We start from the raw sequence: 23,207 nt of genomic DNA, 5'->3' as shown, positions 1-23,207 counted from the left end.
TGTGTCAAGGCGGGAAAGCGTGCCTTGACACACCCGGTCGCCGACTGAAGGGATGGCTGGGATGAGGGGCGGGGGAGGTCTGGTGACGTCGTTGGTCTCCTTGCGCTCCCGGCCGCCGGTCCGCGTGTGGTTATGCCGTGGTCGCCTTGCGCCTCCGGCCGCCGGTTCACAGCGCCCCCAACCCGGCTCGCGCCCCCGGCCGCCGGTCCGCAGCGCCCCAGCCCGCCTTGCGCTCCCGGCCGCCGGTTCACAGCGGCCCCAACCCAGCTCGCACCCCAGCCCGCCGGACCGCAGCGCCCCAGCCCGCCTTGCGCTCCCGGCCGCCGGTCCACAGCGCCCCAACCCGGCCCGCCCCCCAGCCCGCCGGTCCGCAGCCCTCCCAGCCCGCCCCGCGCCCCCGGGCCGCCGGCTCGGGTCTTGCCTGTGGACAACACCCGCGCCGGCGCCCGAATCTGTCGGTGCCCTCCGCTAGCGTGGAAATCGGGGGCTGCTCAGGCACCCCTACCGGCTGAGCCGCCAGAGGGAGGTCACCTCCGCGGCTCGCGCCCGGTGCAGCGGGTCGGCCAAATCGAGCGCTCGCGGGTGCCGGGGGACCGCCTCCGTCCGGTCCACCACTCGCAGCCCCGCCGCCGTGATCCAGGCCAGCAACTCCGGCCGCGTGCGCAGCCCCAGGTGCTCCGCCAGATCCGACAGCACCAGCCATGCCTCGCCGTCCGGGGTCAGGTGGCGGCGTGCTCGGTCGAGGAAGCCGCGCAGCATTCGGCTGCCCGGGTCGTACACCGCGTGGTCCAGGTCCGTGCGGGGCCGGCCCGGGAGCCAGGGTGGGTTGGCCACCACGAGCGGGGCCCGGCCGGGTGGGAACAGGTCTGCCTTCACCACCTCGGAGCGATTGCCGAACCCCAGCCGGTTCAGGTTCGATGCCGCGCACGCGACGGCCCGGGGCGAAGTGTCCGTTGCGATCACTCGGTCCACGCCGCGGTGGGCCAGCACGGCCGCGAGCACGCCCGTTCCGGTGCCGATGTCGAACGCCAGGTCCGTGCCCGGCAACGGCGCTTCCGCCACCAGGTCGACGTACTCCTGCCGGATCGGCGCGAACACGCCGTAGTGCGGATGGATCCGCGCGCCCAGGGCCGCGACGAAAACGCCGGTGGCGCGCCACTCCGCCGCCCCGAGGACGCCGAGGAGCTCCCGCAACGGCACCGCGGCCGCGACCTCCGACGGGCCGTAGACCGCGGTGCACGCGGCCCGGACGTCCGGTGCCCGGCGCAGCGGGATCACGTGGCCGGGATCTAGGGGGATGTACAGCAGCGACAGCAGCCGCGCCCGGCGGGCACGGTCCGCGCGGTACCGGGCGTAGTCGTCCGGCGGAGGCGGTGGGATCCGGCGGTTCACGGCCGCGAGCAGGCGCCTCGCGGCCGGGTAGTCGCCGTGCCAGAGCAGGGCGGTGCCCTCGGACATCGTGCGGAGGGCGGCGTCGGCGGACAGGCCGTCGCCGGCCGCGATCGCGACCCGCGAAGGCGGGGAAAAGAGCCGGCGATCGGGTTCGCCGGGCAGGACGAGGTGAGCCACGAGAAGGGTTTTCCGTTCTTGCTGCGGGCACGGCGAAGCACCCGCGAGAGGTGCGGGGTGTGCGGACGACCGGAGCGGGAACTAGCTCAGGACAGCAGCATGAACGGGATTCGTCACCCCCCGACCCTAGCTGCGGGCCCCGCACCATGCGTACAAAGGACGGAAGAGGTGATGCCGGATGGTGTTGCGGCACGGGAAGCGGCGCCGGTGGGCGGTCGTCGCCGCCGTGGCTGCCGTGCTCGTCTCCGCGCCTTCGGTCGTTGCCGCTCTTGCTCCGGCCGGTGCGGCCGCCGATCCCGAGCAGCTGCGGGCCCTCGTGCTCGATTCCGCCGGAAAGCCGTACCAGGGCTACGCCGAAAGCGCCGGTTCGCTCGCCCTTCCGGAGCTGCCGAACCTCGCCGCCGTCACCGCGCTCTTCTCGATGCGGACGCCGATGCGGGCCTGGTACGCCGGGCCCGACCGCTACCGCGTCGACATCCTCGGGACCGCCGGTGAGCACGACGTCTACCGGCTGCCCGACGGCGAATACACCTGGGACTACGGCGACAACACGCTGACCGAGCTGATCGGCGAGCCCGACCTGCGGCTGCCGCGGGCCGGGGACCTGCTGCCGCCCGAGCTCGCGCGGCGGATCCTTCGCTCGGCGAAGGGCGATCTGGTGAGCGCGCTGCCCGGGCGGAACGTCGCCGGCGTGGCCGCGTCCGGCCTGCGGCTCGTGCCCGCCGATCCCGATACCACCATCGGCCGCGTCGACGTCTGGGCGGACCCGGCCACCGGGGTGGCGGTGCGGGTCGAAGTGACCGCGCGCGGGCAGGAGGCGCCGATCCTGGTGACCGAGTTCCAGCAGCTCGAACAGACGACCCCGGTCGTCGAGGCGCCGCGGCCCGCGCTCGGGTCCGGCTTCACCGTGGTGAGCGCTCCGGACGTCGCCGACACGCTCGGCGCGTTCAGCCAGGTCACGCTGCCGACCTCGCTGGCCGGCCGTCCGCTGCTGTCGTCGAACTTCGGGGGCGTGCAGGGCGCCGCCCTCTACGGGCGCGGGCTCGCCGCCTTCGCCGTGATCGCGGTGCCGCGGACCGTGGCCAACGCGGCGGGCGACGCCGCCGGGAAGGCCGGAGCGGTGCAGGTGAAGCTCGCCGCCGGGAGCGTCGTGCAGCTGTCGATCACGCCGCTGTCGCTGGGCATCGTGCGCTCGTCGGTCTCCCGCCGCTCCTACCTGCTGGCCGGGACGGTGACACCCGGCGTCCTGAAGTCCGTCGCCGACGAGCTGTCCCGGCTGCGCCGGAGCGGCCCGTGATCGTCACGCACGCGCTGACCAAGCGCTACGGCCGCACGGTCGCCGTCGACGCGGTCGACCTCGAAGTCCGCGAAGGCGACCGCTACGGCTTCCTGGGCCCCAACGGCTCGGGCAAGACCACCACCGTCCGGATGCTGCTCGGCCTGGTCTACGCGACCGCCGGGGAGATCGAGGTGCTCGGCAAACCGGTGCCGAAGCGGGTCGCCGAGGTGCTGCCGGACGTCGGCGCGCTCGTCGAGGGCCCGGCCGCGTACCCGCACCTGTCCGGGCGCCGGAACCTCGCGCTGCTCGACGCCGCCGGGCGCGGGGGCGGGCGGCGCACCCGGCGCCGTCGCATCGACGACGCCCTCGAGCAGGTCGGGCTGGGCGGGGTCGACCAGCGGCCGGTGAAGGCGTACTCGCTCGGCATGCGCCAACGGCTCGGGCTCGCCGGCGCGCTGCTGCGCAAACCGCGGCTGCTGATCCTCGACGAGCCGACCAACGGGCTCGACCCGCAGGGCATCAAGGAGATCCGCGAGCTGCTGGTCGAGCTGAACGCGGGTGGCACCACGGTGTTCCTCTCCAGCCACCTGCTGGCCGAGGTGGAGCAGCTGTGCACGCGCGTCGGCGTCGTCGACCGCGGCCGGCTCGTGCTGGAGGACGACCTCGCGACGCTGCGCGCGGCCACCGGCCGGATCCTGGTCGGCACCCCGGACCCGGCCGAGGCCGCCGCGGTCCTCGACGGGCAGCTCGAAGCCCGCGACGGCGACCGGCTGGTCATCCGGCACGGCGATCCGGCGGCGCTGAACGCGATGCTCGTCGAGGCGGGGGTGCGCGTGACGTCGATCCACGCCGAACAGCGGACCCTCGAACAGGTCGTCCTCGACGTGACGGGGCCGGGCTCGGACCGGTTCGGAGCGGCCGGATGATCGGCGTCGAACTGCGGAAGCTCGCGCTGCGGCCGCGGGTCTGGTTCAGCGTGCTGCTGCTGTGCCTGCTGCCCGCGATCGTCGGCGTCTTCCTGGCCACGGCGGACTTCGCGCCGCCGCCGGGGCAGGGCGGGGCGTTCCTTTCGGCGGTGGTCAACGACGGTGCGCTGTACCCGGCCGCCGCGCTCGCGCTGGTGCTGCCGCTGTTCCTGCCGATCGCGGTCGCCGTCACGGCGGGCGACGCGATCGCCGGCGAGGCGGCCACCGGCACCCTGCGCTACCTGCTGGTGCGCCCGGTCGGCCGGACCCGGTTGCTGGGCGCCAAGATGGTCGCGCTCGCGGTGTACGTGACCGCGGCGATCGTCATCGTCGTGCTGACGTCGCTGGTGCTCGGGGTGATCCTGTTCGGCACCGGCGGCACCCCCGGCGTCGCCGGACCGGGCGGCCAGCCCACCGGCGTGACGTCGCTGTCGGGGCAGTCGCTCAGCTCGTCCGCGCTGGGGCTGCGGCTGCTGGGCGCGGTGTCCTACATCGTCGTGTCGATGCTCGGGTTCGCGGCGATCACGGTGTTCCTCTCGACGGTGTCCGACTCGGCGCTGGGGGCCGCGCTGGGCGGGCTGGCCGTGCTCATCACGAGCTCGGTGCTGGAGACCCTGGACGCGGCGGCGGCCGTGAAGCCCTACCTGCCGACGCACTACTGGCTGTCCTGGATCGACTTCTTCCGCGATCCGGTGCTGTGGCGCAACATCGACCACGGGCTCCTGCTGCAGGCCGGCTACATCGTGGTGTTCTTCGGGGCCGCGTGGGCGAACTTCGCGACGAAGGACGTCACGAGCTGAGGCACTCGGTCGGCGCTTCGAGCGGGGTGGTGCCGAGGGCCTGCAGCACGATCTCGGTGACGGCGGCGTCGGTCGGCAGGTCGCCGTGGCCGGCCGGGTTGCCGGGGCAGACCTGCTGGAGCGAGACGTTGACGGCGCCGTCGAGCCGGGCCGAGTCCGGCGGGGTCACCGTCTCGTCGTGGTCGGTCCAGAGCGACAGCCACGGCAGGCCCGGCGGGAGCGGCTGCTTGGCCAGCTCCTGCAGGAGGCTGCTGCCCGGCGCCAGCTGGACGCACGCGGTGGGACAGCCGCCCGGGACCAGCGCGCCGCCCGCCGTGGCGAGGCCGGTGCCGTGCATCGGCGCGCCGAGCGTCACGACCCGGCGGGCCTGGTGGTCGCCGTTCTCCCGGCCGACCCACAGCCGGGCCACGACCCCGCCGGCGGAGTAGCCGACGACGTCGACCGAAGGCGCGCTTTGTTCGTAGGCCTTCTCGACGGCTTCGGCGAGGACGGCGGCCTGCTCGACGAGGTCGCCGGTGCCGTCGCCGGCCAGGGTGAGCACCTCGGCGGGCCGGCCGGTGGCCTGCCGGATCCGCTCGGCGAGGGTCTCCAGGGCGCCCCGGCCGCCGCCGTAGCCGGGGACGAGGAGAACCGGGCCGGGCTTGTTCTGGTCCGGCGTCCCGGCTTCGGGCGCGGCTTTGGCACCGGAGGTCGCGAGGACGGTGGCGACGACCACGACCACCACCGCGACGGCGACGCTGGTCAGCATCAGCCGCCGCCGTGGGCTGAGCCCGCTCCACCACGCCGTGATCCGCACCCTTCCATGATGACCCGGCGGCCGCGGGACCGCCGTGACGGAAGCGGAACTCGCGTGATCGGGGCCGTTACCGCGCGTGCTTGGCGTTGAAGCGGGCCTTCTTCTGGCGGTTCCCGCACGTGTTCATGTCACACCAGCGGCGGGTGCGGCTCTGGCTGGTGTCGAAGAAGGCGGCCCGGCACGTCGGGGAGGCGCACAAGGCCAGCTTTCCGTCCCGCTCGCCGGAGACGATCGCGATCGCGTCGGCGGCGATCACGCTCAGGGCGTCTTCCACGCGGGACGGCGAACCGAGCCGCCACTGCCGCGTGCCGTCGGGGGTCAGCACCGCCGCGGCGCGGCCCTCGATGCTGCAGTCGTTGAGGACCTGGACCGCCGGCGCCGGGAGGGGCTCCTGCAGTGCGGCCGCGGTCGCGGCGGCGTGGATCGACTCCCGCAGTTCGCGGGCGCGCTCGAGCTGGGCGGCCGTGCAGGAGTCCACGGCGAGGCCCCACACCGCCAGCCAATCGAGGAGCCGCTGCGGCGTGGGAATGCGCTCGACGGCGTCGCCGCACCGCTCCGTCAACGTCGCCGTGAAGCTCGTCGCCAGCACGGTACCGAGGCGGAATTCGGGGAACGCGGCACGCATGGAACCAGCTTAGCCGGTTGCTGGTCGGCCCGGCATCGTGTTAGAACCGTCTTAGCCGGTTCACGACGCCAAGGAGGTCCCATGCCCCTGCTCACCAGCGACGTCCACGCCTTCGAAGCCCACGCCACCGACGCCGACCTCGACGACCTGCGCGCCCGGCTGGCCGCGGCCCGGCTGCCCGAGCCCGCCACCGGCCCGGGCCAGGGCGTTCCGCTCGCCGACCTCGTCGACGTCGTCGAGTACTGGCGCACCGGGTACGACTGGCGGGCGTTCGAAGCGCGCCTCGACCGGATCGGCCAGTTCCGCACGACCATCGACGGCCTCGGCATCCACTTCCTGCACCGCCGGTCCCCGCGGGCGGACGCCGCGCCGTTGCTCATGACGCACGGCTGGCCGGGCAGCGTCGCCGAGTTCGTCGACGTCGTCGACGAGCTGGCGGACCCGGACGACGCCCGCGCACCCGCGTTCCACGTCGTCGCTCCTTCGCTGCCCGGCTTCGGGTACAGCGACAAGCCGGCCACCACGGGCTGGGGCACCGAAAAGATCGCGGCCGCCTGGGTGGAGCTCATGGGCCGGCTCGGCTACCGCCGGTTCGCCGCCCACGGCGGCGACTGGGGCGGCAACATCACCACCGTGCTCGGCGGCCGGTTCCCGGACCACGTGCTGGGCATCCACTCGACGTTCGCCGAAGGACTCCCCGGAGCGGCCACCGACGGCCTGACGGCGGCCGAGCGCCGGTGGGCCGAGGAGACCCGCCACTTCTGGCGCCACCGCGCGGCCTACGCGAAGCAGCAGGCGACCCGGCCGCAGACGATCGGCTACGCGCTCGTCGACTCCCCGGTCGGGCTGCTCGCCTGGATCCTCGACAAGTTCGCCGAGTGGTCCGACACCGAGGACAGCCCGTTCGAAACGATCTCCCGCGACCGCATCCTCGACGACGTCACCCTGTACTGGCTGACCCGCAGCGGCGCCTCCGCGGCCCGGATCTACCACGAGAGCCACAACTCACTGGATCCCGAGCTCCGGGTCGACGTCCCGGCGGCGATCACCATGTACCCCCGCGACATCGAGCGGTGCCCGCGACCGTGGGCGCAGGAGCGGTACCGGCAGATCGTCCGGTGGCGGGAGCCCGGAGCCGGGGGACACTTCCCGTCGCTGGAGGTGCCCGGGTACTTCGTCGAGGACCTGCGGGACGGGCTCGCGGCCGTGCTGGCCGCTCAGCCGGCGCCGTAGCAGACGTAGCTGAAGGCGGCCGGGGTCAGGCCGGAGGCCAGGTGGCGGTGGTGGCGGACCAGGAGCGCGCGGCCGGCGTCGTCGGGGATCGGGAGGACCGTCGCGACCAGGGTGCGATCGACGAGGAGAGCGGGGACGTCGAGGACCTGCCGGTCGCGAACGCCATCGACGCGCTGAACGCCGAGGGCATCACCCTGATCAACTTGTCCTTCTCGGGCGCGACCTGGGAGGACAAGCCGCCGAAGGCGATCGAGGACGCCTTGCGGGGCTTGCCGCAGCACGCGGTCGTGGTGGCTTCGGCCGGCAACCGCGGCACCCGGCAGCGGGTCTACCCGACGGGCGCCAGGTTGTCGGCCACCGTGGGCGGCCGGCCCGACGACAGCCACGTCAGGTGGTCGCGGTCGGCTCCGTCGACACTTCGCATGACCCGGCCAAGCCGCCCGTCGCGGACTTCAGCAACTTCGGGCCGTGGATCTCCGCCTACGCCAACGGGTGCCCGGCGCAGCGGCAGGACGGGGAGCCGGACTTCAACGGCTACTCGGTGTGGAGCGGCACTTCGTTCTCGGCCGCCATCGTGACCGGGCAGATCGCGGCGAAGATGCACGCGACCGGGGCTCACGCGCGGGACGCGGCCGAACGCCTGCTGGACGACGCCGGGAAGATCTGTGTCTGGGACGTCAACGGCAAGCTCGAGCGGCCCTTCGTGCGGGGCGTGCCCGAACCCGGCGAGTGACCTAGAGGCTGGCCCAGCCGGTGGTGACCGTCGTGCCGTCCGCGGCGGTCACCGTCACCCGGGTCGCTCCGCGGGGCAGGCCCGTGGCCGTGAACCAGCCCTCCTCGCCGATCGGGCTCGTGCGCCGCTCTCCCGCCACCTCGATCAGCGCCTCTCCCGTCGCGCCCGTGATCAGGCCGCGCAGCGCCACCCGGCCGCCCGTGTACTCCACCTGCAGCTCCACCGACACCCGCGGCGACGAAAACGACAGCAGCCGGACGTCGTCGCCCGCGGCGCGGACCGCGCCCGCTTCCGCGAGGTCCGAGTCGAACGCGAGGTCCGCCAGCTCGGCGTCGAGGTCGCGGGTGGTCAGCGCCGCGCGGGCCTGGCGCAGCACGAGGTCCGGCACCGGGTCCGCCTGGGCCGCGGCCGCGCGCAGGACGTCCATGAGGTCGTCGTCGGTGGTCATGTCCGGTCCTCCGTCCCGAGCCCGGCCTGGCCGGCCCGCTCGCGCAGCCGCCCGAGGCAGCGTTGCCGGGTCGGGCCGATGCTGCCGACCGGGATGTCGAGGGCGTCCGCCACCTCCGCGTACGACGGCGGGGGCGTGGCCATGAGCACGCGCAGCAGCCGGCGGCACTGGTCCGACAGCTTGTCCAGCGCGCGCCAGAGCGCCGCGTCGCGTTCGCCGAGCAGCAGGGCCGCGTCGACGGCCGGGCCGGGGGCCGGCTCGCTCTGCCAGACCTGGTCGTCGGTCGGGCGCTCGCGGTCGGTGCGGCGGAGCCGGCGCAGGCATTCGTGCCGGGTGGTGGTGGCCAGCCAGCCGGGCAGCCGCTCCGGTTCCTTGATCCGGCCGAGGTTTTCGACGAGCTTCAGCCAGACCGTCTGGACGGCGTCGGCGTCCGGGAGCCGGTGGGCGCGGGCGATCGACCAGAGCAGGCTGGCGTACCGGTCGACCAGGGCGTCCCACGCCGCCTGGTCGCCGCGCGCGGCCGCCTCGAGCAGGGTCGTGGTGTCCACTTCACCTCCGCTTGACCCACTCAGCCTAGCCAACAGCAGCCCTTCGGACCCGTACGCCACCGGGGGACTCCTTCGCGTCTTCCTCCCGCTCAGCCGATCCGGTGAGAGCGCCGGAAATACCTGAACCACCCCGGCCGTGGCCGCCGTGTGCCCGGTGGGAGTGGTGGAGATGGTGCGGAGTCTTGTGCTGGTTGCGCTGGTCGTGGAGCTGGTCGCCTGCGGCCCGCCGGTGGTGGAGGTGGACGGGCGGGCGCTGCCGGTGCCGGTGCGCACCGGCGCGCCCCCGGGCGAGCTGCTCGGGGACACGCCGGTGGCGCCGGTCGTCGTGAAGCTCTAGTTGAACGGATCCAGCGTCAGGTAGGCCGTCGCCGGGTTGCCGTCGTTGACCAGTGATTCGTGGTGGCCGACGTCGTCGAACGCGAAGGCGTACGCCTTGCCGTCGGCCATCTGCGCGTGGATCTTGCGCGCGTAGTGGTTGGTGACGGCGTCCTGGTAGAAGCCTGCCGAGCTGGTGTCCGGCTGGTTCGCGTTGGTCAGCAGCGTCGAGCGGTTGAAGCCCGCGCAGAGCGTGCGCGAGATCTGGCCGCGGACGTCGTTCGGCGCGTCGAGGTTCTTGTAGCAGCCGAAGACGCTGTCGGAATCCGGTTTCTGGAACGCGGTCACGAAGCCGCCGGAGGTGTTCGTGAAGTTCATCGTGTTGCCGGAGACCCGGCCGTAGTACTTCACGTTCGGCTGGTCGGCCACCGGCGTCACGGTCAGCGTCGACGAGCTGTACTTCGTCCAGACGCGGTTGATGTAGTCCTGCAGCACGTTCGCGGGCAGCGCGCCGGCTTCGATGCCGTGGCTCGGGGCCAGTGCCCGCAGGACCGTGCCGTCGGAGCGGGTGCGGATCAGGTTGGCCCAGGCGCCCGGCTGGCCGCGCAGCGCGGTGTAGAAACCGTTGTAGCCGCCCGGTTTCAGGTGTCCGGTGCTCCTGGTGGTGCCGCCGACGGGCTGCACGCCGACCGCGTACGGCGCGGAGAACATGTCCACCTGGGTGCTGTTGAGCCACAGGCCGCCGTCGTTGAGCGTGTACTCCGACCAGTTGAAGAGGATGTTGACGTTCGGGTCGGACGGGTTCTGGACCGCCGGCTGGACCAGGCCGCCGGTGGCGAGCTTGAAGACGAGCTTCTGCCCGTAGGAGAAGTAGATCCGGCCGGAGAACTTCGGGATCCGGATGGTGATCGACTGGCCGTTCGCGGGGCCGGGGATCGACGCGTCGGGCGCCGGGATCGGCGGCACCGCGCCGCCGGGCCAGGCGTGGAACGTGCCGTTCGCGTCGGCCCAGCCCTGCTGCCCGGTGGCCAGGTTCGTGCCGAGGTCGTAGAGGTAGACGGGATCGCTGCGACCGGAGTTGTTGCTGATCTTCAGGGGAATCGTGGCCGGCACCGCTTCGGCGGCGGGGGCGATCGCGACGGCCGTCGCGAATGCCGCCACCAGCACCGCAAGCCGTTGTCGGACGGACGTTTTCGTGCGCACGGGCGCCTCCTCGTCGAGGCCGGTGATCGCAAGTTGTTCAGACCATTTCAGCGTCGGTGGCCCGGCGAGGAGTTGTCAAAGGCTGATAATTATCAGCCCCCGTCCGGACCAACGGGCGCCGTTGCGCGGAGACCACGGCGGCCAGCACGATCGCCGCGCCGAGCAGCTGCCACGGCGTCAGCCGCTGGCCGAGGACGAGCCAGCCGAGCAGGGTGGCGACGACCGGGCTCAGCAGCCCGAGGAACGTCACGTGCGTGGCCGACAGCGCGCGGATCCCGCGGAACCACAGGGCGTACGCGAACGCGGCGCCGATCAGCGAGAGGTAGGCGTACCCCGCGAGGTTCGCCGCGGACAGCGAGGCGGGCGGCGCGCCCTCGACGGCCAGCGCGACCGGCACGAGCACCAGCCCGCCCGCGACGAGCTGCCAGCCGGTGGTCGCCAGCAGGGGTGCGGGGGACGTCCAGCGCTTGCTGAGCACGACGCCGGTGGCCATCACGACCGCGCCGCCGGCCGCCGCGGCGACGCCGATCGCGTCGAGGCGCGCGGAGGACTGCAGCACCAGCAGGCTGACGCCGACGACTCCGGCCACGCCCGCGAGGACGGTGCGCCGGGTCAGGCGTTCGCCGAGCAGGCCGGTGGACAGGCCGGCGACCAGCAGCGGCTGCAGCGCGCCGAGGGTGGCGGCGACCCCGCCGGGCAGCCGGTAGGCGGCGACGAACAGCAGAGCGAGGAACGCGCCGATGTTCAGCGTGCCGAGCACGAGCGAGCGCCACCACCAGTCGCCCTTCGGCAGCCGGCGGGTGAGCGCGACCAGCAGCAGGCCGGCGGGCAGGGCCCGGAGGACGGCGGCGAGCAGCGGGCGGTCGGGCGGCAGGAACTCGGTGGTGACGAGGTAGGTGGTGCCCCAGATGGCCGGGGCGAGGGCGGTGAGGAGGAGCTGTTTGTTTAGCACTAAGACAGATTACCTCAGCGCTAAGGTAATTGGCTACCTGTTCGCTTACCGCTAAGGCATCGGTTACGCTGTGCCGATGGCGGACCATGTGGACCGGGTGCTCGCGCAGTGGCACGCCGAGCGCCCCGACCTCGACGTTTCCCCGATGGGGGTGATCGGCCGGCTGTCCCGGCTGAGCGCGCTGGTCGACGCGGAGCTGCGCCGCACGTTCGCCCGCCACGGCCTGGACCGCGCGACGTTCGACGTCCTCGCCACCCTCCGCCGCAGCGGCCCGCCGTACCGCCTGACGCCGACGGAGCTGATGCGCTCGGCGATGGTGACGTCGGGGGCGATCACCCAGCGGCTGGACAAGATGGAGGCGCGCGGGCTGGTCGAGCGCACGCCGAACGAGGCGGACGGCCGCGGGGTCCGGGTGCGGCTGACCGAGGCGGGCGGGGAGCTGATCGACCGGGTGCTGCCGGAGCACGTCGAGACCGAGCACCGGATCCTGGCCGCGTTGGACGCGGATGAGCGTGACGAACTGGCCGCGACGCTGCGGACCCTCCTGGAAAGCCTCGGCGGCTCGGCTCCTTAGGAGATCTGCCGGACCGGTTCGCTGCCCAGCAGCAGGTCCAGATCGATCCGGCCGCCGGCGGCCGCCAGGACCGCGTCGATGGCCAGGTCGACGTCGAGCTTGCGGCCGTGCTGGTCGGCGTACGCGCGCATCAGGTTGCCGATGTGCCGCTCCGGGTTGCGCCACGAGGGCCACCGCAGCGACGCCTGCTTCGCCAGCGTCGTGAAGTTCGACTGCCGCACCGTCGCTTCCAGTAGCCATTCCAGGTAGACGCGCATCGCGTGGAACGCCGTGTGCGCGGGCGTCGCCACCGGGCCGTGGCCGGGGACCAGGGTGCGCGGGCGGAAGGTGTCCTGGAGCCAGTCGAGCGCGTCGAGCCAGCCGGGGATCGAACCGTGCACCGCCATCGGGGTGTCGCCGATGAACACCAGGTCGCCGGTGAACAGCGTGCTCGAGCGCGGCTCGTGCACCACCAGGTCGCCCGCCGTGTGCGCGACCCCCGGTACAGCCACGACGTCGATCACCGCGCCGCCCAGGTCCAGCTCGTGCCAGCCGGTCACCGGCCGGACGGCTTCGGGCTCCGGCGGCTCGAGCACGCCCCAGTGCGTGTACGTGAAGACGTTGCCGTACGTCTGCGGCCCGGCCTTGACCAGGTCGAGGCTGCCGGGTGCGGCCAGTGCGGTGCCGCCGTCGCGGAGGGCGACGCCGAGTCCGTTGTGGTGTTCGCCGTGCGCGTGCGTGATGACGACCGTGAGTTCCTGGTCGCCCGCGTACTTGCGGACGTCGCGCAGCAGTTCCAGGGTCGCCTGCTCGGTGCCGCAGGTGTCGATCAGCGCGACGCGCTCGGTGCCCTGGATCCAGCCGCTGTTCGCGACGAACCACTCGGCCGGGCTCTTCACGTACGCCACCGTTCCGGGCCGGGCGTGCCGGAGCGGGACGATGTTCGATCTGACGGCCGGCATGGCTTTCCTCCCCTGAACGGACGATGCGGTTAACGACGGTGACGGGGTGAGGTTGCGCGGATTCCCCCGGAATGTTCCCGCCGATTTCTGTCGGCTGACCGGTCGAGAATTTTTCGGATTTGCCGTGGTGCGAGGTCTTGACAGTCGATCACAACCGTCCATACTGGTATATACCTTTATGGGAGGGTCCGGGAAGAAAATCCAGGGGGACTTCGCGCTCGTGGGCCGACGGAAGGTCTGAGGGGTCCTTCCGTCGGCCGCGCGAAGGCCGGTCACCGGCGGTGTTGACACAGATACTGGTACGAACCAGTATGACTCCTGCCGGCCGGGAGGAGAAACATGGCGGGGGCACACGTCCGGATCGACAACCGGCTCATCCACGGTCAGGTCACCCTCGCGTGGACCCGCCGCCTCGGCGTGCGCCGGCTGGTCGTGTGCAACGACGACGTCGCCGCCGACGACCTCCAGCGAATGCTGCTCCCGCAGGCCGCGCGGGGACTGCCCACGGACGTGCTCTCGGTCGAGGCCACGCTGGCCGCCGAAGCCGGCGCGGACGTCATGATCATCGCCAAGCACCCGGAAGACGTCTTCCGCCTCGTCGAGGGCGGCCTGCGGCCCGAGGTCGTCAACGTCGGCAACGCGGCCCCCCGGCCGGGTGAGCCCTACACCATGGTCACCCGCTCGGTCGCGGTCACCGCGGACGAGGCCGACGCCTACCGCAAGCTCGCCGCCGGCGGCGTCCCGCTCGTCACGCAGCTGCTGCCGCAGGACAAGCCCGCCGATTTCGTCCCGCTGCTCGACCGGAAAGGGCTCTAGCTCCGCATGCTCGTCGCGTTGGCCCTGACCCTGTGGGCGATCTACTGCACTTACGACGGCCTCGGGCCGTTCCTCATCTACGCCCAGCGCCCGCTGATCGCCGGCTCGGTCGCCGGGCTGATCACCGGGCACCCCCTGCTCGGCCTGCTCATCGGCGCCACGCTGGAGCTGGCCGCCCTCGGCGTCTACACCTACGGCGGCGCCACCATCCCGGACTACCAGACCGGCGCCATCGTCGGCACCGCGCTCGCCGCGGGGGCCGCCGGCGCCCCGGCCGCGCAGGCCGCGATCGGCATCGGCGTCGGGCTGCCCGCGGCGATCCTGCTCGCGGCGCTGGACCCGGTCGGCAAGATGGTCACCACCGGGCTGGTGCACCGGGCCGACGGCTACGCCGCCGACGGCAACGCCCGTGGCCTGGCCATGATCCACTGGGTGAGCCTGGTCCCGTGGGTGGCCGTGCGCGCGGTCCCGACGTTCCTCGCCGCGCTCGCCGCGTCCGGCGGGCTGGTCAAGGACATCACCGCGAGCATCCCGGCCGGGTTCGTCCAGGGCATGACGCTGGCCGGTTCGCTGCTGCCGGCGGTCGGTTTCGCGCTGCTGCTCGGCATGATGGAGCTCTCGCGCTACTGGTACCTGCTGCTCATCGGGTTCGTCGGGTTCGCCTACCTGCACCTGCCGGTGCTGGGGATCGCGCTGATCGGCGTCGCGGTCGCGATGCTGTTCGTGACGCTGAAGCGCGACGAACCCGCGATCGCCGTGCCGGAAGCGCCCGCCGATGAGTCCACAGTGGACCCTCGGCTGACCAAGCAGGACCTGCGCCGGGTGTTCCGCCGGTACTTCTGGTCCAGCCAGATCTCCTGGAACTACGAGCGGATGCAGGCGCTCGGCTTCGCGTACTCGATGGAGCCGGTGCTGCGCCGGCTGTACCCGGAGAAGGCCGACTACGTCGCCGGCCTGCAGCGGCACCTGCAGTTCTTCAACACCTCGGTGCTCGTCGGCGGCCCGCTGATCCTCGGCTCCAGCGTCGCGCTCGAAGAAGCCGGCACGCCGAAGTCGGCGGCGAGCACGAAGGTCGCGCTGATGGGGCCGATGGCCGGCATCGGCGACACCGTCGTCTTCGCGCTGTACAACAGCATCGTCTTCACCATGGGCGCGTCGTGGGCGCTGCAGGGCAACTGGCTCGGGCCCGCCTTCGCCGCCGTCATGGTGCTCGTGCCGTACGCGCTGGTGCGGCGCTGGCAGTTCTCCTTCGCCTACCGCGAGGGCAAGCGCCTGGCCGGGCACCTCGCCGCCGGGGCGCTCGCCCGCGTCGCCCAGGGGGCGACCGTGCTCGGGTTCGTCGTCCTCGGCGGGTTCATCCCGTCGATCGTCAAGGTCGTCACCACGCTGACCTACCGGCAGACCACCACGGTCCAGGGGCAGCCGGTGACGCAGTCGGTGGCGATCCAGGACCGGCTCGACGAACTGCTCCCGTTCCTGCTCCCGGTGCTCGTCACGGCCGGGGTGTACCTGCTGACGGTCAAGGCGCGGCTGCGTCCGGTCTGGGTCATCGGCATCGTCGTCGTGGCCGGGGTCGTCCTGGGGTGGCTCGGCTGGTTCGCGCCATCGGCCCCGGCGAAAGGTTAGGAGTCCGCCATGCCCGTCCCGATCATCCTCGCCGGCCACGGCCGGCTGCCCTCCGGCGTCGGGGAAGCCGCCGAGATGATCCTCGGCCCGCAGTCGCGGCTGAAGGTCTGCGAGCTGAGCCCGCGCGACAGCCCGGAGGAGTTCGGCGCCCGCGTGCTCGCGCTGGCCGGCGACGCCCCCGGCGTGCTGGTGCTCGCCGACCTGCACGGCGGCTCGCCGTTCAACGCCGTCCGCACGCTCGCGGCCGGGCACCCGCGGCTCCAGCTGGTCTCGGGCCTGAACCTGCCGATGCTGCTGGAAGTCCTGCTGCACACGACCGACGACGTCACCGAGCTGGCCGGGGTGGCGCGCGCCGCCGGCCGCGACGGCGTCGTCGACGTCCTGGAATCGACCTGGTGACCGCCGCGCTCCTGCTCGCCGCGCAAGACGTCCGGATCACGCCGGGACCCGGGCACCCGCTCGGCGGCTACCTGGCCCGGGACGGCGTCGCGACCGGCACGCACGACGACCTCGAAGCGTCCCTGATCTGGCTGTCCACCGAGGACGACCCCGGCGTGGTGTGGGTGGCGCTGGACGCCCTCGCCGTCGACGCCGGCCTGACCCGCACCCTGGCCGACGCGGTCGCCGCGGCGGTGGGCATCGACCCGGACCGTGTGCTCGTCTGCGCGTCGCACACGCACTCCGGGCCCGAGGGCTGGACCGGCCCGCTGCACCCCGGCCTGCCCGGGCGGCGCGACGCCGGGCTGGTCGGTGGCATGGCGGAGAAGGTCACCGGCGCGGCGCTGCGGCTGCGCGCCGGCCGCGGCCGGGTCCGCGCCCGCTGGCACGCGGGCACGACCGAAGCCGTCGGCGGCAACCGCTACCGGCCGGACGGCCCGCACGACACGTCGTTCGGCGTGCTCGAGCTGCGCCGCGACGACGGCACGCCGGCCGCGCTGCTGTTCGACTACGCCAGCCACCCGACGGTGCTCGGCCCGGACAACCTGGCCTGGTCGGCGGACTGGCCGGGAGCGACCCGCCGCGAGCTGGCCACCCTGGTCGGCCAGCCGGTGGCGGCGTTCCTGCAGGGCGCGGCGGGCGACGCGAGCTCCCGCTTCGTCCGCCGGGGGCGCGACCACGCCGAGGTCCGCACGCTCGGCGGCCACCTGGCGACGTCGATCGCCCGCACCCTGGCGACGGTGACGACCCCGCCCGCGACGGCCGGCCCGGTCCGCCTGACCCGCTCGACGCTGCACCTGCCCTACCGCGACATCCCCTCGCTGGAGGACAGCATCGAGCTGCGCCAGGCGGCAGAGGCGGAGTGGCAGCGCGAGCTGGCCTGCCACGGCGAGGACCACCCGGCGGTCCGCATCGCCCAGACCCGCTACGAGGGCTGCGCGATGCTGGCGACAATGGCGGCGAGCGGCCGGCCGACGGGCTGTGCGGAGGTGCCGGTGAGCGTGGTGTCGCTGGGCGAGATCGCCTGGCTGCACACACCGTTCGAGCTGTTCGCATCGCTGGGCCTGCGCATCCGCCGCGGCAGCCCGTTCCGCCACACCCGCGTGATCGGCTACACGGACGGGTACCTCGGCTACCTCCCGGACGCGGACGGCCACCGCGACGGGATTTACGAGTCGTACGTGACGCTGTTCAGCCCGGAGGCGGGGGACGAACTGGTGGAGCACTGCCTGAAGGTCCTGCGGGCGCACGGATCAGCTGTTGAGCCGAAGGGGGAATCGCCGCTCCCAGGCTGAGTAAGGCGATTGTGCGTGGCATCGGGTGGGCGGACGTCGGCTCGCCGGCTGGCCGCGCGTGCTGGGGAGGCGTCGCCGGACCAGCGCCGGCGGAGGTGCCGGGCGGTGATCCAGGCGGGGCGATGGCGCGGCATCGGGCGGAGGTCGGCGAGTGCCGTCGTCCGCTCGCCGGCTGGCTGCGCGTGCGGGGGAGGTGTCACCGAATCAGCGGCGGCGGGAGGCGCAGCCTGGGATCCCAGGCTGCGCAGGGCGATCGGGCGGGCGGATGTCGGCTCGCCGGCTGGCCACGCGTGCCGGGGGAGCCGTCACCGGATCAGCGGCGGCGGGCGGCGCCGACCGGTGCTCCCAAGCTGAGCAGGGCGATGGCGAGAATGCCCGTGCCGGCGAGGACGAAGCCGGTGTCGAGGTGCGGGTTGACCTCGTCGCGCGGCATCGGGCGGACGAAACGGGCTGGGTCGACGAGCGCCGTCGTGCGGTCGCCGGGGGCGAATTCGGTCGTTGTGCGGAGGTCGCCCGGTAGCGGGGCCGGTTTTCCCGGCACGACGAGCCGGTAAGCGCCGGCTGGGCGGGCCGGGGCCACCTCCGCCGCGACCGGGGTGCCGCGGTCGGTGAGCGTCAGCTCGGTCACCAGCGCCGGGCCGGACAGGGCCAGCAGGAGCAGGCCGAACATGCCGAACGACAGCCGGGCGAAGCCCTCGTCCGGCCACAGGTCGCCCCGCCAGTACGCGACCGCCCATACCGCCGCCGCGATCGCGCCGAAGCCGAGGCCCGCGACCAGCGCCGCGTCGGCCTGGCGTTGCTGGTGCGCCGACCAGACGCTGACCACCGCCGCCGCCGCGAGGACGCCGAGCAGCAGCGCCGGCCGGTGCAGGTCGTTGCCGTAGCTCACCGCGGGCGGCTCGGGCACCGCACGCGGCTCGACGAGCGGCCTCGGTTCGGGGACGCGCGGCGGGCGGGTGGACCTGGTCGCCAGCACCGCGCCGAGGACGGTGGCCAGCAGCAGGAGCTGTCGCGTCTTCCGTGTCGCCATCGGGCCCCCCCCTTGCGCCGTTTCCGCTACCACGCGGGCCGGGCGCCGGGGGTTGCCTCAGGACGCCGGGCTGCGGCGCGCCTGCGTGAACACCGTGTAGCGGTCCGCGCGGTACAGCGACCGGCCGGCTTCGATCACGCCGCCGCTCTGGTCGTGCAGCGTGCCCTCGATGATCAGGCACGGCTGGGTGGCTTCGATGCCGAGCAGGGCGGCGTCGTGGCTGTTGGGCAGCACCGCGGAGATGGCCGTGTCGTTCCACTCCGGGCGCACGCCCCAGCGTTCCTCGATCGTGCGGTGCAGGGACTGGGTTTCCCAGTCGAACAGCTCGATGTCCGGGAACCGGTCGACGCTCAGGTTGGTGCGCTCGACCGCGAACGGCTCGTCTTCGACGTAGCGGAGGCGCTCCAGCCGGAAGACCCGGGCGCCGGGCGGCACGTTCAGCCGTCCCGCGATGCGGGGGCCGGCGCTTTCGACCTCGGCGTGCAGGACTTTCGTCTTCGGGACGACGCCGCGGGCCTGCATGTCCTCGGTGAACGAGGTCAGCATGTCGATGTGCGCGGCCTGCCGCTCGGCGGTGAAGGTCGCGGTGCCGTGCTGGCGGTAGAGGATGCCGTCGGCGACCAGGCGGTTGATCTCCTGCCGGACGGTGCCGCGGGCCACCTGGAAGTGCTCGGCGAGGAACCGTTCGGACGGCATCAGCCGCCCCGGCCCGGCCTCGGTGGCGGCGCTTTCGAGGATTTCCCGCAGCTGGTCGCCCTTCGGCCGCCCCGGCTGCAGCGCGTCCGGCAGACGCAGATCGCTCGCGGCGACGTGTTTCGGACGGGGCATGCCTTCAGTATGTCGCGCCCCGGCCGCGGAGGTAACACCCGGCGAGCCTTGGAGCGCCAGGGCAAAGCGGCGGCAAAGCCGGTTTCCCGCAGGTTGACGCAGGCTCGCTGGGAAGCCGGAGTTCCGGTCAGCCCGTGGCGCGGTCGCCGAGCCGCGCGAGGAACTCGCCGGCCAGGGCTTCCCCCGTCACGTGCCCCACCGCGCGGTACAGCGCCTGGGACTCGCGCGCCGTCCCGCCGGCCAGGATCGAGCGCCCGGCCGCCTCCTGGACCGCCGCCAAGCCCAGCAGCGCCTCCGCCTCCACCACGCGGAACCCGCCCGCGCGGGCCGCGTCCAGGGCCGTCCGGGCGTGCTCGCCCGCCTCGCCCGGCCGTCCGTCGGCCGCCAGCACCCGGGCCAGCGTCGCCGCCGCCTCCGCCAGCTGGCCGCGCAGCCCGGACTCCGCCGTCAGGGACCGCGCCTCACGCAGCACCCGCTCGGCCGCCGCCAGGTCGCCCCGGCTCTCCTCCGCCCGGCCCAGCGCGATCAAGGCCGCCGCTTCCACCTGGCGGTCGCCGTCGCGGCGGACGCACTCCAAGGCCGTCTTCGCCGTGACCGCCGCGGCCGGGAGGTCGCCGCGGGCGATCTGCAACGCGCTCACCACGTTCAGCGTCGTGGCCTCGCCGAAGCTGGAGCCCAGGTCGCGGAACGCCCCCAGTGCCTGGTCGAGGATTTCGCCCGCGGTGGCCAGCCGCCCGGTCGCCAGGAGAACCGATCCGAGGTCGGCGAGGTTGGCCGCCTCCCAGAACGCCAGATCCTCCTTGCGGGCCAGCGCGATCGCCTCCACCAGGCAGTCCTCCGCCTGCTCCAGCCGCCCCAGCTGCCGGTAGTGGCAGCTCAGCGAGTTGAGCGCCAGCGCTTCGCCCGACCGGTTGGCCAGCTCGCGGAACAGCTGGATCGCGCGCCGGCTGTGCTCGACGGCCTCCGACAGCCGGCCCGTCCACTCCAGCATCGCGCCGAGGTTCGCCACCGCCGTCGCCTCGCACTGGCGCCACCCGCACGCGCGGCTGGCCAGCACCGCCTTTTCCGAGTGCCGGATGCCCGCTTCGTGCTGGCCCTCGCGGAAGTACGCGCCGCCCATCGACAGGTGCACCAGCGCTTCGGCGGGCTGGGCGCCGTGGTCCTGCGCCGCGCGCAGCACGATCGGGGCCAGCTCGAGCCACTCCGCGCGCCGCCCGTGGTCGTGGAAGAACCGCCGCAACGCGTCGGCGAGGTACCAGGCGCCCGGGTACGGCCCGCGCGCCGCCGCCTGGCGCAGGGCCGCCGAGAGGTTGGGCACCTCGACGTCCAGCCAGGCCACCGCTTCCGCGGCACCCGCGAAGGCGACCGGGCTCGGCGCCGAGGGCGCGTCCTCGCGGGGGAGCGCCACGATCCGCGCGCCGAGCAGCGCGACGGCGGCGTCCGCGGCCGCGCAGTAGCCGGTGAACAGCCGCTCCCACGCCTGCTCGCGCGCGGGCTCGTCCTCCTCGGCGCGGACGCACTGCTCGGCGTAGCGGCGGGCGAGGTCGTGGAAGCGGTACCGGCGGGGCGCGTGCGCTTCCAGGAGGTTCGCCGCGATCAGCCCGCGCAGCCGCCGGGTCGCCTCGTCGACCGGTACCTCCAGCAGGGCGGACGCGGCGATCGCCGTGAAGTCGGTGCCCGGCACCAGCGCGAGCAGCCGGAACGCCTGCCGCAGCCCGGGCGCCAGTGCCTGGTAGGACACCGAAAACGCCTTGGCGACGGCGCTTTCGCCGTCGAAGCCGAGGTGACCCAGCGGGTCGCCGCGCAGCTCGTCGACGAGCTCGCCGATGCTGGCGACGCCGGTGTTCGCCGCCGCGATCCGCAGGGCCAGCGGGTGGTGGCCGCACAGGCGGGCCAGCTCGGCCGCCGCTTCGGGCTCGGCGGCCGTCCGGTCGCCGAGCAGCGCGGTCAGCAGCGCCTGCGAGTCGGCCTCACGCAGCTGAGCCAGGCCGAGCGACCGCGCGCCGACGCGGGCGACGAGCTCGTCGAGCCGGTGGCGGCTGGTCACCAGCACCCGCCCCGACGACGGCAGCAGCGGCAGCACCTGGGCCGGGTCGCGGGCGTTGTCCAGCACGACCAGGGCCTGCCGGTCGGCCAGCAGCGTCCGGTAGAGCTTGCTCTGGTCGTCGACCCCGGGCGGGACGTCCCGCAGGTCGACGCCGAGCGTCCGCAGCAACTGCGCGAGCGCGGCGGCCGGGGTGAGCGGCTCGTCTTCGGCGTCGAAGCCGCGCAGGTTCACGTACAGCTGGCCGTCGGGGTAGCGCGCCCGCGCGGTGTGGGCCCAGTGCACGGCCAGCGCGGTCTTGCCGACCCCGGCGGTGCCGGTGATCACCCAGACGTCCCCGGGTTCGTCGAGCGCGGCCAGCTCGGGCGCCCGGCCGGCGAACCCGCGGACGTCCAGCGGCAGTTCGGCGGGCCGCGGGACGGCCGGGGCGGCGGGCGGCGCCGGTTCGCCCTCGCCGCGCAGGATCCGCATCCGCAGGTCCTGCAGGGCCTGGCCGGGCTCGATGCCGAGTTCGTCGACCAGCAGCCGGTGCGCCCGCGCGTAGGTTTCCAGGGCTTCCGGGGTGCGGCCGCAGCGGTGCAGCGCGAGCATCAGCGCGGCCCGTAGGCGCTCGCGGAACGGGTGTTCGTCGACGAGCCGCCGCAGTTCCCCGACGACTTCGCCGTGCCGGCCCGCGACGAGCTCCTGTTCGTACAGCTCTTCGAGGGCGATGAGCCGGCGTTCGGCCAACGCAGGGCCTTCGTACTCGGCGAGTGACTCGCTCACCCCGCCGAGCGGGGTGCCGTCCCAGAGCGCGAGCGCGGCCCGGAGGTGCGCGACGGCGTCCGCCCCGGAGGTGGCCCGGGCCTTGGCGACCTCATCATCGAAGACGTCGAGGTCCCGATCGCCGGCCGCGACCTCGATGACGTAACCGGGCGCGCGCCGCACGATGACGTCGCGGCCGAGCAGCTTCCGCAGTTCCGAGATGTGCACCTGCAGCCGCCCGCGGACGCTCGGCGGCGCGTTCTCGCCCCAGGTGAGGTCGATGAGGCGGTCCTCGGTGACGACCCGGTTGGGGTTCAGCAGCAGCGCGGCCAGCACGGACGTCTGTTTCTGGCCGCCGGGGCGGACCGGTCCCGCGTCACCGAGGACGGTGACCGGTCCGAGCAGGCGGTAGCGCACGTGATGCCCCCCGGAAGACGGACCGAAGCGAAACGGAAGTGCTGTGGACGACCCTATCCCCGGCCAGGCTGGAAGGGAGGCCACGGGTGGACCGAGACGACGTCCAGCGTCTGTTGTTCGTCTGCTTCCCGGACGCCGGGGAAGCCGCCGGCCGCTACCGCGCCTGGCGCGATCCGAGGATCGCGGTGCAGGTCGTGGAGCTGCCGGGCCGGGGCGAACGCCGGGACGAGCACCCCTACCGCGACATGTGGCTGGTGGTCGAGGCACTGGCCGGGGAACTGGCCGGGGCGCTCGAGACCCCGCACGTGCTGTTCGGTGCGGGGCTCGGTGCCCTGGTCGCCTACCGGCTGGCCCAGCGCCGGGTGGCCGCGGGACTGGGGGTCCCGCGGGCACTCGTCGTGGCACACCAGGCACCCCCATCCCGGGCGGCGCGCGCGGTGCCGGAACAGGCGGGCCGCGCGGACGTCAGCCTGCTGGCGAGTGACGCGCACCTCCCGGTGGCCCCGCCGCTGCCGTGCCCGATCAGGGGATTCGGTGAGCCGCACGTGATGACGGGCTGGGGCGAGCACACGAGCGCGGGGTTCGTGCTCACGCCGGCGCGGGCGCAGGACAGCGCGGCCATCCTGCGTGATGCTGTGCTGCGCTCGACGCAGTTGATTTCGGCGATGGCGGTGCAGGCGCCGAAGCTGGCTTAGGGCTCGCCGGCCGGGGGCGGTGGCTGGGGACGCGAGGTGGCGTCGGCGGGGACCGGCGGCCGGGGGTGCGGGGCGGGTTGGGGCGCCGTGGAGCGGCGGCCGGGGTGCGAGCCGGGATGGGGGGCTGTGGACCGGCGGCCGGGGCGCAGGCCGGCGACGGCATCGCCACCTGCGGACCGGCGGCCGGGAGCGCAACCCGGCCAACGACGTCACCAGACCTCCCCCGCCCCTCATCCCAGCCATCCCTTCAGTCGGCGACCGGGTGTGTCAAGGCACGCTTTCCCGCCTTGACA

General features: G+C 73.7%; 24 protein-coding genes. 12 read left to right on the top strand and 12 right to left on the bottom strand.

The features are described 5' to 3' along the window. Positions 1-501: 501 nt before the first annotated feature. Positions 502-1,569: a methyltransferase gene (locus ACWDN5_RS37990; protein WP_449679677.1), complete on the bottom strand. Its 1,068-nt coding sequence runs from the start codon at positions 1,567-1,569 to the stop codon at positions 502-504. A 178-nt stretch (positions 1,570-1,747) separates the two neighbouring features. Here ACWDN5_RS37990 and ACWDN5_RS37985 point away from each other — a divergent pair, with 178 nt between their 5' ends. Genes ACWDN5_RS37985 through ACWDN5_RS37975 form a run of 3 tightly spaced genes read left to right on the top strand, consistent with a single transcriptional unit; the run spans position 1,748 to position 4,613 of the window. After that, positions 1,748-2,866, top strand: a complete 1,119-nt coding sequence (locus ACWDN5_RS37985) for a hypothetical protein (protein ID WP_449679676.1) — start codon at positions 1,748-1,750, stop codon at positions 2,864-2,866. Then, positions 2,863-3,774 carry an ABC transporter ATP-binding protein gene (locus tag ACWDN5_RS37980; RefSeq protein WP_310975884.1) on the top strand — a complete coding sequence of 304 codons (912 nt, stop codon included), beginning with the start codon at positions 2,863-2,865 and terminating at the stop codon, positions 3,772-3,774. The genes ACWDN5_RS37985 and ACWDN5_RS37980 overlap by 4 nt, the downstream gene beginning before the upstream one ends. Next, positions 3,771-4,613 carry an ABC transporter permease gene (locus ACWDN5_RS37975; protein WP_310975885.1) on the top strand — a complete coding sequence of 281 codons (843 nt, stop codon included), beginning with the start codon at positions 3,771-3,773 and terminating at the stop codon, positions 4,611-4,613. Before ACWDN5_RS37980 ends, ACWDN5_RS37975 begins: the two co-directional genes overlap by 4 nt. Here ACWDN5_RS37975 and ACWDN5_RS37970 read toward each other — a convergent pair. Both ACWDN5_RS37970 and ACWDN5_RS37965 read right to left on the bottom strand, forming a co-directional pair. Next, complete coding sequence (locus ACWDN5_RS37970; protein ID WP_449679675.1) at positions 4,603-5,409, bottom strand: lipase family alpha/beta hydrolase; 807 nt, start codon at positions 5,407-5,409, stop codon at positions 4,603-4,605. The genes ACWDN5_RS37975 and ACWDN5_RS37970 overlap by 11 nt on opposite strands. Before the next feature lie 67 nt (positions 5,410-5,476). Continuing rightward, positions 5,477-6,034 (bottom strand): CGNR zinc finger domain-containing protein, encoded by a 558-nt coding sequence (locus ACWDN5_RS37965; protein WP_449679674.1) that lies wholly within the window; start codon positions 6,032-6,034, stop codon positions 5,477-5,479. Positions 6,035-6,115: 81 nt separating this feature from the next. On the opposite strand from ACWDN5_RS37965, the gene ACWDN5_RS37960 reads away from it, so the two are divergent. Then, the gene (locus ACWDN5_RS37960) at positions 6,116-7,267 is read left to right on the top strand and encodes an epoxide hydrolase family protein (protein ID WP_449679673.1); all 1,152 of its coding nucleotides are present in this window, start codon (positions 6,116-6,118) and stop codon (positions 7,265-7,267) included. Here the strand turns inward: ACWDN5_RS37960 and ACWDN5_RS37955 are convergent. Beyond that, a complete protein-coding gene (locus ACWDN5_RS37955; RefSeq protein ID WP_449679672.1) occupies positions 7,252-7,548 on the bottom strand; it encodes a hypothetical protein in 297 nt (98 codons plus the stop codon). The genes ACWDN5_RS37960 and ACWDN5_RS37955 overlap by 16 nt on opposite strands. Positions 7,549-7,658: 110 nt before the next feature. Between ACWDN5_RS37955 and ACWDN5_RS37950 the strand changes: the two genes are divergently transcribed. Beyond that, entirely contained in the window at positions 7,659-8,000 is a 342-nt protein-coding gene (locus ACWDN5_RS37950; RefSeq protein ID WP_449679671.1) for a S8 family serine peptidase, read from the top strand. A 1-nt stretch (position 8,001) separates the two neighbouring features. Here the strand turns inward: ACWDN5_RS37950 and ACWDN5_RS37945 are convergent, their stop codons facing one another. Continuing rightward, positions 8,002-8,448 (bottom strand): hypothetical protein, encoded by a 447-nt coding sequence (locus ACWDN5_RS37945; RefSeq protein ID WP_310975890.1) that lies wholly within the window; start codon positions 8,446-8,448, stop codon positions 8,002-8,004. After that, positions 8,445-8,996, bottom strand: a complete 552-nt coding sequence (locus ACWDN5_RS37940) for an RNA polymerase sigma factor (RefSeq protein WP_449679670.1) — start codon at positions 8,994-8,996, stop codon at positions 8,445-8,447. The genes ACWDN5_RS37945 and ACWDN5_RS37940 overlap by 4 nt, the downstream gene beginning before the upstream one ends. A 169-nt stretch (positions 8,997-9,165) precedes the next feature. On the opposite strand from ACWDN5_RS37940, the gene ACWDN5_RS37935 reads away from it, so the two are divergent. Further along, positions 9,166-9,333, top strand: coding sequence for a hypothetical protein (locus ACWDN5_RS37935; RefSeq protein ID WP_310975892.1), 168 nt, complete (start codon positions 9,166-9,168; stop codon positions 9,331-9,333). Here ACWDN5_RS37935 and ACWDN5_RS37930 read toward each other — a convergent pair. Together ACWDN5_RS37930 and ACWDN5_RS37925 are read right to left on the bottom strand one after the other, a co-directional pair. Then, positions 9,330-10,514 (bottom strand): glycoside hydrolase family 64 protein, encoded by a 1,185-nt coding sequence (locus tag ACWDN5_RS37930; protein WP_449679669.1) that lies wholly within the window; start codon positions 10,512-10,514, stop codon positions 9,330-9,332. The genes ACWDN5_RS37935 and ACWDN5_RS37930 overlap by 4 nt on opposite strands. 37 nt (positions 10,515-10,551) lie before the next feature. Next, positions 10,552-11,466, bottom strand: a complete 915-nt coding sequence (locus tag ACWDN5_RS37925) for an EamA family transporter (RefSeq protein WP_449679668.1) — start codon at positions 11,464-11,466, stop codon at positions 10,552-10,554. Positions 11,467-11,542: 76 nt separating this feature from the next. Between ACWDN5_RS37925 and ACWDN5_RS37920 the strand changes: the two genes are divergently transcribed. Then, complete coding sequence (locus tag ACWDN5_RS37920) at positions 11,543-12,040, top strand: MarR family winged helix-turn-helix transcriptional regulator (protein ID WP_310975895.1); 498 nt, start codon at positions 11,543-11,545, stop codon at positions 12,038-12,040. Here ACWDN5_RS37920 and ACWDN5_RS37915 read toward each other — a convergent pair. Further along, complete coding sequence (locus ACWDN5_RS37915; RefSeq protein WP_449679667.1) at positions 12,037-12,981, bottom strand: MBL fold metallo-hydrolase; 945 nt, start codon at positions 12,979-12,981, stop codon at positions 12,037-12,039. The genes ACWDN5_RS37920 and ACWDN5_RS37915 overlap by 4 nt on opposite strands. A 339-nt stretch (positions 12,982-13,320) precedes the next feature. On the opposite strand from ACWDN5_RS37915, the gene ACWDN5_RS37910 reads away from it, so the two are divergent. From ACWDN5_RS37910 to ACWDN5_RS37895, 4 genes are read left to right on the top strand one after another with little or no spacing between them, the layout of a single operon-like run. Then, positions 13,321-13,797 (top strand): PTS sugar transporter subunit IIB, encoded by a 477-nt coding sequence (locus ACWDN5_RS37910; protein ID WP_310975897.1) that lies wholly within the window; start codon positions 13,321-13,323, stop codon positions 13,795-13,797. 6 nt (positions 13,798-13,803) lie between these two features. Then, complete coding sequence (locus ACWDN5_RS37905; protein WP_310975898.1) at positions 13,804-15,423, top strand: PTS system mannose/fructose/sorbose family transporter subunit IID; 1,620 nt, start codon at positions 13,804-13,806, stop codon at positions 15,421-15,423. A 9-nt stretch (positions 15,424-15,432) separates the two neighbouring features. Beyond that, positions 15,433-15,822 carry a PTS sugar transporter subunit IIA gene (locus tag ACWDN5_RS37900; RefSeq protein WP_310975899.1) on the top strand — a complete coding sequence of 130 codons (390 nt, stop codon included), beginning with the start codon at positions 15,433-15,435 and terminating at the stop codon, positions 15,820-15,822. Beyond that, the gene (locus ACWDN5_RS37895) at positions 15,819-17,156 is read left to right on the top strand and encodes a hypothetical protein (protein ID WP_449679666.1); all 1,338 of its coding nucleotides are present in this window, start codon (positions 15,819-15,821) and stop codon (positions 17,154-17,156) included. Before ACWDN5_RS37900 ends, ACWDN5_RS37895 begins: the two co-directional genes overlap by 4 nt. A gap of 313 nt (positions 17,157-17,469) precedes the next feature. On the opposite strand, the gene ACWDN5_RS37890 is transcribed toward ACWDN5_RS37895, so the two are convergent. The 3 genes from ACWDN5_RS37890 to ACWDN5_RS37880 form a co-directional block, all read right to left on the bottom strand. Then, complete coding sequence (locus ACWDN5_RS37890; RefSeq protein WP_449679665.1) at positions 17,470-18,186, bottom strand: hypothetical protein; 717 nt, start codon at positions 18,184-18,186, stop codon at positions 17,470-17,472. Positions 18,187-18,243: 57 nt separating this feature from the next. Further along, positions 18,244-19,014, bottom strand: a complete 771-nt coding sequence (locus tag ACWDN5_RS37885; protein WP_310975902.1) for a GntR family transcriptional regulator — start codon at positions 19,012-19,014, stop codon at positions 18,244-18,246. A gap of 127 nt (positions 19,015-19,141) precedes the next feature. After that, complete coding sequence (locus ACWDN5_RS37880) at positions 19,142-22,219, bottom strand: BTAD domain-containing putative transcriptional regulator (RefSeq protein ID WP_449679664.1); 3,078 nt, start codon at positions 22,217-22,219, stop codon at positions 19,142-19,144. A gap of 86 nt (positions 22,220-22,305) precedes the next feature. Between ACWDN5_RS37880 and ACWDN5_RS37875 the strand changes: the two genes are divergently transcribed. Next, positions 22,306-22,914 carry a thioesterase II family protein gene (locus ACWDN5_RS37875; RefSeq protein WP_310975904.1) on the top strand — a complete coding sequence of 203 codons (609 nt, stop codon included), beginning with the start codon at positions 22,306-22,308 and terminating at the stop codon, positions 22,912-22,914. Positions 22,915-23,207: the final 293 nt, after the last annotated feature.

The sequence above is a fragment of the Amycolatopsis sp. NPDC003731 genome, assembly GCF_053586895.1.
Note: the sequence above shows the minus strand (reverse complement) of the source record. Positions and strands in the feature narration are given on the sequence as shown.